This is a genomic window from Paenibacillus sp. J31P316, assembly GCF_056269105.1.
In genome coordinates this window covers 47,237-57,420 of the sequence record NZ_JBWDNI010000026.1, presented here as the reverse complement: position 1 = coordinate 57,420, position 10,184 = coordinate 47,237, and the positions used below count along the sequence as shown (strand labels likewise).

The window sequence follows — 10,184 nt, the reverse complement described above, 5'->3', positions numbered from 1 at the left end:
GTCGCTCATTGTTCAGTTTTCAAGGAACAAATTCAAGTGTCGTTCGCCCAATGTCTCAGCGGCGACTTGATTAATATATCACAGTTGCTTGTCTCAATGCAAGCTTTTTTTATTTTACTTACTAAAAAACTGTGATACATTTCTTTGCCTCAAAAGCGGCAAGGAGTAATATATCACAGTTATTATAGAGGGGTCAAGCCTTCTTTTGAATTTCTTTTTGTACACTCGATGCTCTCTGAAATACAAAAGGATCGCAGCACTTTGGGCTGCGTTCCCTTCATCTATTATTCGCCTGCACGCTCACGCATAGCCGGGAACAACAGTACGTCCCTGATTGATGGCGCATCCGTCAGCAGCATAACCAATCGATCGATACCGATGCCGAGCCCGCCTGTAGGCGGCATGCCATATTCCAGTGCACGGATGAAGTCTTCATCCATTTCGTGCGCTTCATCGTTGCCTTGTTCCTTCTCAACCAACTGCGACTCAAACCGTTGGCGCTGGTCAATCGGATCATTCAGCTCCGTAAAGGCGTTCGCATGCTCCCGCGCGACGATGAACAGCTCGAAGCGGTCGGTAAACCGCGGATCGAGATCGTTTTTCTTGGCAAGCGGCGAAATTGCAACGGGGTGGCCCGTTACGAACGTCGGTTGAATCAGCGTATGCTCAACGAATTCTTCGAAGAATGCATTAAGGATATGGCCAAACGTCATATGCGGCTCGACCTTCACGTTGTGAGCTTTGGCATGCGCATGTGCTTCCTCGTCGGTCATTTGCTGGCTGAAGTCGACGCCTGTCGTTTCCTTAACCAGATCAACCATGGATACGCGGCGCCATTGCGGCGTCAGGTCGACTTCTTGGCCTTGGTACGTAATCTTCGTCGTGCCCAGCACTTCTTGCGCGATATGGGCGATAAGTGTTTCCGTGAGCGCCATAATGTCTTTGTAATCCGCATACGCTTCATACAGCTCAATCATCGTAAACTCAGGGTTATGACGTGTCGAGATGCCCTCGTTACGATACACGCGGCCGATCTCGTAGACTTTCTCCATTCCCCCGACGATCAGACGTTTCAGGTGAAGCTCGATTGCGATCCGCATATAGAGCTGCATGTCCAGCGCATTATGGTGCGTAATGAATGGACGGGCAGCCGCTCCGCCGGCAATCGCGTGCAGCGTAGGCGTCTCTACTTCCAGGTAGCCGCGCGAATCCAAGTAACGACGCATCGACTGGATGATCCGCGAACGGGAGATGAACGTTTGCTGTACATCTGGATTCGTAATGAGATCGACATAACGTTGACGATAGCGAAGCTCGACATCCTTCAGGCCATGGAATTTATCAGGCAGCGGCAGAAGCGACTTAGACAGCACCACAATTTCTTTCGCTTTAATGGATGTCTCGCCCGTATTGGTCTTGAATACCGTGCCTCGAACGCCGATAATATCACCGATATCCAGCAATTCGAACGCTTGATACTGCGTCTCGGCAACGGAATCTTTCCGTACGTAGATTTGGATCTTGCCGCTCAGATCTTGAATATGTGCAAAGCTGGCCTTACCCATGCTGCGTTTCTGCATAATACGGCCCGCAACCGTTACTTCGACGCCTTGCGTTTCCAGCTCTTCCTTGCTAACTTCGTCATACGATTCGAGAATCTGCTTTGCATGATGAGACCGTTCGAATTTGCCGCCAAATGGATCAATCCCAAGACCGCGCAGTTCGTCCAGCTTATCTCTTCTGATCTGCAGAAGCTCGCTTAATTCTTGCTCCTGTGTACCCGTGCCCGTACCCGTACCTTGCTCCACCGCATTTCATCTCCTTATCGTTCCAGCAGGCCGTCTCATAACCGCCTACTGCTTAATCCCTGTTTAGACCAAAAACTACTCCTCTATGTTGAAAAAAGCTTCCACAAGGAAGCTTTTTCGAAAGGCATGCCTGTTTTATTTCTTGATATCGACGATTTTATATTGAATAATGCCGGCAGGTACGCTGACTTCCACGGTAGTTCCTTTGCTCTTGCCGAGAATCGCTTTTCCAACCGGGCTTTCATTCGAAATCTTGTTCTTGAGCGGATCCGATTCCGCCGTGCCAACGATCGCATATTCCATCGTATCGCCGTATTCCAGATCTTCTACCGTCACGATCGAGCCGATGCTGACCGTATCGATATCAATATCGTCATTATTGATGATGCGCGCATTACGGAGCATCTTCTCCAGCGTAATAATACGGCCTTCGATAAACGCTTGCTCGTTCTTCGCATCCTCGTATTCCGAGTTCTCGCTGATATCGCCATAGCCGATTGCCACTTTGATCCGTTCGGCAACTTCGCGCCTCTTGACGGATTTCAGGTTCTCCAGTTCGTCCTCAAGCTTATTTAGACCGTCTTGTGTAAGAATAATCTCTTTATCGCTCATGTGACCATTTCTCCTGTCGTGTGGCTTTTATTCATACCGTGTATGAGCTCACTGTTACTTAAATATATTACGCTTCATGCCCTTGATGACACCGCGCAGTAAGCAGTTCGACATTCCCAAACCCAGGCAGACGGTTTGTTATTGGAAGATTATATTGCAAGTTTATCTATATGTCAACGAAAGCCAATTCACTATGTAATCGCTTTACTTCTTAAAACACCAAGAGCCGGCCGGGCTCCTTGGTGTTCTCCTTGGTGTTCCGTTAATGGTAAGCGACTTCGTCTCTGGCGGAAGTGACCGCAGCCACTGGGGCTTCGCTTATTTCGCCTAGGGATTCGACAAATTGCCCCAAAATTCCAACCATTTTATCACGCGTCGTCTCCTCCATGATGACATCCTTCACGCGAGCGCCTCCTGGAATGCCCTTCAAGTACCAGGCCATATGCTTCCGCATCTCGCGGACGGCCGTGAATTCTCCCTTGAGGTTCACGAGCCGGTCCATATGAAGAATCGCCACATCCATCTTCTCGCGCGGCGTTGGGTCGTTCAGGAGTTCCCCCGTCGTCAGGTAATGAATCGTGCGGTACAGCATCCACGGATTGCCAAGCGCGCCCCGCCCAATCATGACGCCGTCGCAGCCGGTGTGATCCAGAATCTTCCGCGCATCCTCCGGCGTGAATACATCCCCGTTGCCGATAACGGGAATCGATACCGCTTGTTTAACATCTCTTATAATATCCCAATTGGCCGTACCCGTATACAATTGTTCCCTTGTACGTCCGTGTACGCTGACGGCTTTGCCGCCTGCACGCTCGACAGCCCGGGCATTCTCGACCGCATAGATATGATCGCTGTCCCAGCCGATACGCATCTTGACGGTAACGGGCTTCTCGACCGCGTCGACAACAGCCGACACCATTTCATAAATTTTATTCGGATCGAGCAGCCATCTGGCGCCCGCATCGCATTTTGTTACTTTCGGCACGGGGCAGCCCATGTTGATGTCGATAATATCGGCATTCGTTTGTTTATCGACGACTTTGGCCGCTTCTACGAGCGATTCACGGTCACCGCCAAAAATTTGCAGGCTGAGCGGCTTCTCGCGATCGTCGACGTACAGCATCTCCATGGTGCGTTTGTTACCGTGCAAAATGGCTTTATCGCTAACCATCTCGGCGCAGACGAGGCCTGTGCCGAATTCCTTGGCTATCAGTCGAAAAGCCGGATTGCACACGCCTGCCATCGGCGCCAGCACGACTTTATTTTTCATCTCGATGTTTCCGATCTTAAGCATGGACATCCAGTCTCCCTTCTGATTCGCAGAGGATATTTATATACAGTGTGACGATAGGGCAAATTCTATGATTCGGCGGTTAAGTCGGCGTAGCTGACTCCGAGCGCATCCGAAATTCGCTCAAGCAGCTTGGGATCCGGCTTGCGCGTTCCCCGCTCGAGCGAGCCTAGAACCGCAACGGATATTTCAAGCTTCGCGGCCAGCCCCTGCTGCGTGTACCCTTTCAGCTTTCGGAATGCGCGGACGCGCCCTGCCAGTTGATCGTATTCCATAGCGCGATTCCTTCCCCTCTGTCCTGCAACGCTCGCTGCGCGATATCGGTTGCTTGCTTGTACAGCGGATGCACGGCCTCCAGCACATCGGCAAGCGGAACGAGCACGAATGCCCGCTCCATCATTCGCGGATGAGGCAGAGTCAGCTCTTCCCCTGACAGCTCGACGGCTTCGTAAAGCAGCAAATCCAGATCGATCGTACGCGGTCCCCAGCGGATATCTCGCGTGCGGCCAAGCCGTCCCTCCATGTCCAGCATGGCATGAAGCAGCTGAAGCGGCGCAAGCGAAGTGCCGAGGGCAGCAGCCATATTAAGAAAAGCCGGTTGATCGGTAAAACCGACCGGTTCGGTTTCATACACGGCCGATACGCGGAGCACCTGAATATCGGGATGCTGTTCCAGCAAGCTCAGCGCATCCCGCAGAAGTCCTGCCCGATCCCCGACATTGGAACCAAGCGCGATATAAGCAACTTGGCACGCATCCTTCAGCCGTTCGTTAATTCCCGGCGGGTTGTTGTCTTCCATGGTCATCCCGCTTTCTGCAAAGTTCCACCGTTACCCCGTCGAAGTGAATTTCGAACGGCGGATGCGGCTTCGTTACGGATACCGTCACTTCATTTACACTAGTATAAGCGTCGAGCACGGCCGATGCAATGTGACCAGCTAAAGCCTCGATCAGTTTGAACGGCGGTCCTTCCACGATCGTCTTCACGAAAGCATGAACTTCGGCGTAATTGACGGTCGCTTCCAGATTGTCCGTGGCTGCTGCTTCCGATAAATCCATTTGAAGCGAGAGATCAACGAAATACTGCTGGCCCAGCTTGTTTTCTTCGGGAAAAACGCCATGATACCCAAAAAACCGCATTCCCCGTAGCGTCATTTTATCCATAGACATGATTCTATTCCCCTTCCCGCTTATCAAGCTTGTACCGCTTGCTCTCGTATTAGCTTACAATAACCGCGCCACGCGTTTCGTTAACGCGGATAGACGATGGCATCCGTCATCATGGCCGACTCCCGGTTACTGCGCACGTCATGCACACGCACGATCTGGCAGCCCTGGACGATGCCGAGTACCGTTGTGGCGGCTGTACCGAAGGCCACCTCGTCCGATGCCAGTCCCAGCGTATCGCGGATGAATTTCTTGCGAGATGTACCGAGCAGCACGGGATAACCTTCTCCGGTCAGCTTGTGCAGCTGGTTCATGAGCGCAAGGTTATCCTCATGGGTTTTGGCAAAGCCAATGCCTGGATCCAGCCAAATACAATCGTCGGTGACGCCGGCTGCTTTCGCAAGCGCGACACTTTCTTGGAGATCGGCCAGCACATCTGCCGCGAGATCCACATAGTCGCGATTATGCCGATTGTGGCTGATAATGACCGGGCATCGATAATTCGCCGCAACCCTCGCCATATCAGGGTCGCCTTTCAGTCCCCAAATATCATTGATGATATGGGCGCCAGCTTCCAGTGCCTGCTTGGCCGTCTCCGCTTTGTAGGTATCGATGGACAGGACCACTTCCGGCAATGCCTCCCGAATGGCGCGTATGGCCGGGAGGACCCGCTTCAGCTCCTCCTCCAGCGGCACGGCCGCGAATCCAGGACGAGTAGACTCGCCGCCGATATCGATAATATCCGCTCCTTCGGCTGCCAATTGGCGAGCGCGCTGGACTGCGGTATCGACGTCCATATAACGTCCTCCATCGGAAAAGGAATCCGGCGTCGTATTCAAGATGCCCATGATGCACGTACGCTGCCCCAGCTCCAGCTTAGCTCCATCCTGGAATTCGTAGACGCGCTTGTAAGGCCACTGATCATGCATGTGTCGTTGGTTCTCTTGTTGGCCGACCTGTTGATGATCCTGCGATTGTTGTGTATTCATTGCATGGTATCCTTCCTGTAAAGGGCCAGCAGCCGGGATGTCATCGTTCCGGCTTGGCCGCCGCCGACTGCGCAGGCGCGCCCTTCCGTATCTCTTAACGTTGTGACGGGCACCAGCTCCTGCACGGAATTGGTGACCCACACTTCATCCGCCTCCGTAAGCGTCTCCCACGGATAGAAGCCCTCCTCGGCAGCGATCCCTTCCTGAGCGGCAAGCTCAAGCACTCGCGCCCGCGTTATACCCGGCAGGATGCCAGTCGCGATAGATGGGGTGAACAGCCTCCCCTCTCGCGCCCAGAACAGATTGCTGACGATGCCTTCCGACAGCCAGCCTTCCCGTGTGAGCATGAGGCCTTCGGCGCCCGGCGATGCCTCTACCGCCGTTAATTCCCGCTTCGCTAAAATATTATTCATATAATGCAGCGATTTTAACCGAATCTCGCCTTCGGGCGTATTGCGTCGTGTCGAGAGCAGCACCAGCTCGCGGCCGTCCGCGTATAGCTTGTGACTAGATGCCGCCAACGGCTTCACGAGCAGCAGCGCATTAGGATGCTCGTACTCGCCGGAAGGCAGACCGACAATGCCCTCTCCCGCCGTTATGGTCAGGCGAACGTAGGCTTCACTCAGCTCGTTCGCGGCCATCAGCTCGCGAAGCCAGGCGCGAATGAGCTGCTCGTCCGGCTCGTAGCAGATGCCGATCGATCTGCATCCCTCCGCCAGTCGACGCAAATGACGTTCAAGCAGGTAAGGCTGCCCGCCGTAGGTCCGGAATGTCTCGAACAATCCCATTCCATATAAAAAACCGTGATCGTAGACCGAGATCACGGCTTCCTCCTGACGTTTGATGCTGCCATTCCATCCGACGCTCATCGCGCCGCACCCGCCCGCGTACGGAGGAAATTGCGGAGCAGCGTCAGGCCGTTCTCGGTAATGATGGATTCCGGGTGAAATTGCACCCCTTCAATGGCGTATTCCTTATGGCGAAGCCCCATGATCTCGCCTTCGCTTGTTTCCGCGCTGATTTCCAGGCAATCCGGCAGCGTCTCCCGCTTCACGATCAGCGAATGGTATCTTGTCGCCGTGTATGGCGAAGGAATGCCCGAGAAGATCGTACGTCCGTCGTGATAAATCTGCGAGGTCTTGCCATGCATCAGCTTCTCCGCGCGCACGACGTCGCCGCCGAAGGCTTGTCCGATCGCTTGATGCCCCAGGCAGACGCCGAAGATCGGGATCTCGCCCTTGAACCGGTCGATCAGCGCCAAGCTGATACCTGCCTCATTGGGACTGCACGGTCCAGGCGAAATCAGGATATGATCCGGCGCCAGCTCCGCTATGCCTTCCAGATCGATTTCGTCATTCCGTTTGACGACGATATCCTCGCCCAGCTCGCCGAGGTATTGCACCAGGTTATACGTAAACGAGTCGTAATTATCAATGACCAATATCATGCGCGTTTCCCCCTTCGGTAACTAGCTGGCTGCCTGCCGTTATTGGGCTCAGCGCCGCCCACTGCTCGTTGTACTGAATTGCCTTCCACAGCGCTTTGGCCTTGTTCATCGACTCTACGTACTCGCGTTCCGGTAAAGAATCGATGACGATGCCGGCGCCGGCCTGAATATGGACGACTTCTTCCTTAACAAGCATCGTGCGTATAATAATATTAAATTCCATATCCCCGTTGTAGTCAATCCATCCCATAGATCCCGTATAGGGCCCGCGCCTCGTGGGCTCCAGCTCCTCGATGATTTCCATGGTGCGGATCTTAGGCGCGCCGGTAATCGTTCCGCCCGGGAACGTCGCGCCGATGACATCGTAAGCATCCTTGCCATCTGCCAGTCTGCCTTCGACTTGGGAAACCAAGTGCATGACATGGCTGTAATACTCGATGACCATCAGCTCCTCGACCTTCACCGTTCCGAAAGCCGAAATACGGCCAAGGTCATTGCGCTCCAAATCGACGAGCATGATATGTTCCGCCCGCTCCTTCTCCGTTCCAAGAAGCTCGTCAGCCATTTTGCGGTCTTCTTCTTCCGTGCGGCCGCGCCTGCGCGTGCCGGCGATCGGACGCGTCGCCAGCTTGCCGTCCGACAGCTCTACGAGCAGCTCCGGCGATGCGGACACCAGCTGGAAGTCAGGCGCGCTCATGTAGCCCATATAAGGGGAGGGATTCACCAGACGCAGCCATTCATACAACTCGCGCGGATCCGCCTGGGATGCACGGTCCTGACGCTGGGACAGATTCACTTGAAAGACGTCGCCGGCGGCGATATACTCCCGAATCCGTTCAACAGCTGACTGATAAGCCGCCTGGGAGAATGGCGATTGGATGCCGCTCAGCGGCTCCGTATCGGCGATGGACATTTGCGCCTCCATGAATCGGGTCCGATCTCCGCGAAGCTTGGCCGCCGCTTCCCCTGCCTGACCTTCCGCGAACGTCGCCCATTGCTCCATCAGCTCGTCCGCGCGGGAGACTGCCTTCGCGTACAACGATTCGAGCTGCGCCCGAGGGAGTTCTGCCGCGCCTGAGACCTCCGTATGCACCGCAGCATACAACTGCTTCCGCTCGTGATCGATGATCCACAGCTCGTCCATTCGCATGAATACATAATCCGGCAATGCAAGATCATCCACCGACTGCTCCGGAATGCGCTCGATCGTACGGATCACATCGTAGCTCCAATAGCCGGCGCAGCCGCCCGTCCATTTGGGCGCTCCGGGTACGCGCGGCGCCCTGTTTCCGCCCATCCAGCTGCGAACCGCATCCAGCGGCTTCTGCTCGTATACGGTCCTATGGCCGGTTGCTTGATCGACTGCTTCCCCACGTAAACCCTTGCCTCGTATCACGGATGCCGGCCGAAGCCCGAGGTACGTGTACCGGCCGACTTTGCCGCTCTCCAGTACGAAGGCATACGGTGAACCTTGCTGCCATGCCGACTCCCATGAGGCGGGATTACCGCCGTCATTGCTTTCCAGGGGGCGCTTCGCAAGCAGCGGCAGTGACGTATAGCCCTGCGCCTGCCAGTCCAGCCAATCTTGAAAGGCCGTCCGTTCCATTACATTGCCGCCCTCCGCTTCTTGTCCGTTCCCTAAAACGTTCCCTAAAACCCGTCGCGCTTTGTTTGGAAGCTAGTATACCGAAATTGCTTGGAAAAGGAAAGTGCCGGTACCACCGTGAACCCTGTCCGCCGCTGCTCGTTGGGATAACTAGCGAGCATGAGAAAGAGGACCTCCCGAATGAAGGTCCCCTCCCTGTATAATCGGCAATCTGCCGGTATGAGTTCGTTCTTAGTTCTCGAAGTTGAACAGCGGCGTGGACAGGTAACGTTCGCCGTTGGACGGAACAATCGCCACGACGCGTTTGCCTTTGCCGAGCTCTTTCGCTACTTTCAGTGCCGCGAAGATCGCAGCGCCGGAGGAAATACCGCACAGAATGCCTTCTTCTTTGGCAGCGCGGCGAGCGGTTTCGAATGCTTCCTCGTTCTCGATCGTGATCACTTGATCGTAGATTTCGCGGTTCAGAATCTCAGGGATGAAGTTAGCGCCAATCCCTTGGATCTTGTGGCCGCCTGGGTTGCCGCCGGACAGCAGCGGGGATGCCGCCGGTTCCACTGCAACGACTTTGATGCCCGGGAAGTTCTGTTTCAGCACTTCGCCGGCGCCGGAAATCGTACCGCCAGTTCCGATACCTGCTACGAAGGCGTCCAACTTGCCGTCAAGCGAGTTGATCGCTTCCACGATTTCCGGGCCTGTCGTTTCGCGGTGAATTTTCACGTTCGCTTGGTTCTTGAATTGCTGCGGAATAAAGTAGGAAGGGTTCTCCGCTTGCAGCTCCTCTGCACGGCGAACCGCACCGTTCATGCCTTCTGCTCCAGGCGTCAGAACAAGCTCCGCACCATAGGCGCGTAGCAGGTTACGGCGCTCAACGCTCATCGTCTCAGGCATAACGAGAATGGCTTTGTAGCCTTTCGCCGCAGCGACCATTGCAAGACCGATACCGGTGTTGCCGCTCGTAGGCTCAACGATCGTATCTCCTGGTTTGAGGCGGCCTTCTTGCTCGGCAACTTCGATCATGCTGATGGCAATCCGGTCCTTAACGCTTGCACCCGGATTCTGGTACTCCAGTTTAACGTAAATTTCAGCACTGTCCTCCGGCACCAAACGGTTCAAACGGACCAGCGGCGTATCCCCGATTAGCTCTGTTACGCTCTGTACAATTTTAGCCATGAAAGTTGCTCCTCCTTATTCCGACTAATTCAGTTGGTATTACCTACATATTAACAATCTCCACCAGTGGTTGTCAATAGCGAGTTTCGGTGCAG

At 54.5% G+C, this 10,184-nt stretch carries 11 protein-coding genes; all 11 read right to left on the bottom strand.

From position 1 onward, the window contains the following. Nucleotides 1-284 precede the first annotated feature (284 nt). Nucleotides 285-1,808: a lysine--tRNA ligase gene (lysS, locus tag AC0YNU_RS32110; RefSeq protein WP_475763962.1), complete on the bottom strand. Its 1,524-nt coding sequence runs from the start codon at nt 1,806-1,808 to the stop codon at nt 285-287. 135 nt (nt 1,809-1,943) lie between these two features. Then, on the bottom strand, nt 1,944-2,420 hold the full coding sequence (greA, locus tag AC0YNU_RS32105; protein WP_161705580.1) for a transcription elongation factor GreA: 477 nt from the start codon (nt 2,418-2,420) through the stop codon (nt 1,944-1,946). A gap of 262 nt (nt 2,421-2,682) precedes the next feature. Further along, on the bottom strand, nt 2,683-3,714 hold the full coding sequence (dusB, locus tag AC0YNU_RS32100; RefSeq protein WP_475763959.1) for a tRNA dihydrouridine synthase DusB: 1,032 nt from the start codon (nt 3,712-3,714) through the stop codon (nt 2,683-2,685). 65 nt (nt 3,715-3,779) lie between these two features. Next, nucleotides 3,780-3,986, bottom strand: a complete 207-nt coding sequence (locus AC0YNU_RS32095) for a helix-turn-helix domain-containing protein (RefSeq protein WP_475763957.1) — start codon at nt 3,984-3,986, stop codon at nt 3,780-3,782. Further along, on the bottom strand, nt 3,938-4,510 hold the full coding sequence (folK, locus tag AC0YNU_RS32090; protein WP_475763955.1) for a 2-amino-4-hydroxy-6-hydroxymethyldihydropteridine diphosphokinase: 573 nt from the start codon (nt 4,508-4,510) through the stop codon (nt 3,938-3,940). Before folK ends, AC0YNU_RS32095 begins: the two co-directional genes overlap by 49 nt. Next, the gene (gene folB / locus AC0YNU_RS32085; RefSeq protein WP_475763966.1) at nt 4,482-4,874 is read right to left on the bottom strand and encodes a dihydroneopterin aldolase; all 393 of its coding nucleotides are present in this window, start codon (nt 4,872-4,874) and stop codon (nt 4,482-4,484) included. Before folB ends, folK begins: the two co-directional genes overlap by 29 nt. 86 nt (nt 4,875-4,960) lie before the next feature. Continuing rightward, nucleotides 4,961-5,806: a dihydropteroate synthase gene (gene folP, locus AC0YNU_RS32080; RefSeq protein ID WP_475763964.1), complete on the bottom strand. Its 846-nt coding sequence runs from the start codon at nt 5,804-5,806 to the stop codon at nt 4,961-4,963. A 56-nt stretch (nt 5,807-5,862) separates the two neighbouring features. Next, nucleotides 5,863-6,735: an aminodeoxychorismate lyase gene (gene pabC / locus AC0YNU_RS32075; RefSeq protein ID WP_475763953.1), complete on the bottom strand. Its 873-nt coding sequence runs from the start codon at nt 6,733-6,735 to the stop codon at nt 5,863-5,865. After that, nucleotides 6,732-7,313: an aminodeoxychorismate/anthranilate synthase component II gene (gene pabA / locus AC0YNU_RS32070; RefSeq protein ID WP_475763951.1), complete on the bottom strand. Its 582-nt coding sequence runs from the start codon at nt 7,311-7,313 to the stop codon at nt 6,732-6,734. Before pabA ends, pabC begins: the two co-directional genes overlap by 4 nt. Then, a complete protein-coding gene (locus tag AC0YNU_RS32065; protein WP_475763948.1) occupies nt 7,297-8,919 on the bottom strand; it encodes an anthranilate synthase component I family protein in 1,623 nt (540 codons plus the stop codon). Before AC0YNU_RS32065 ends, pabA begins: the two co-directional genes overlap by 17 nt. A 231-nt stretch (nt 8,920-9,150) precedes the next feature. After that, nucleotides 9,151-10,089 (bottom strand): cysteine synthase A, encoded by a 939-nt coding sequence (gene cysK, locus AC0YNU_RS32060; RefSeq protein ID WP_475763946.1) that lies wholly within the window; start codon nt 10,087-10,089, stop codon nt 9,151-9,153. Nucleotides 10,090-10,184: the final 95 nt, after the last annotated feature.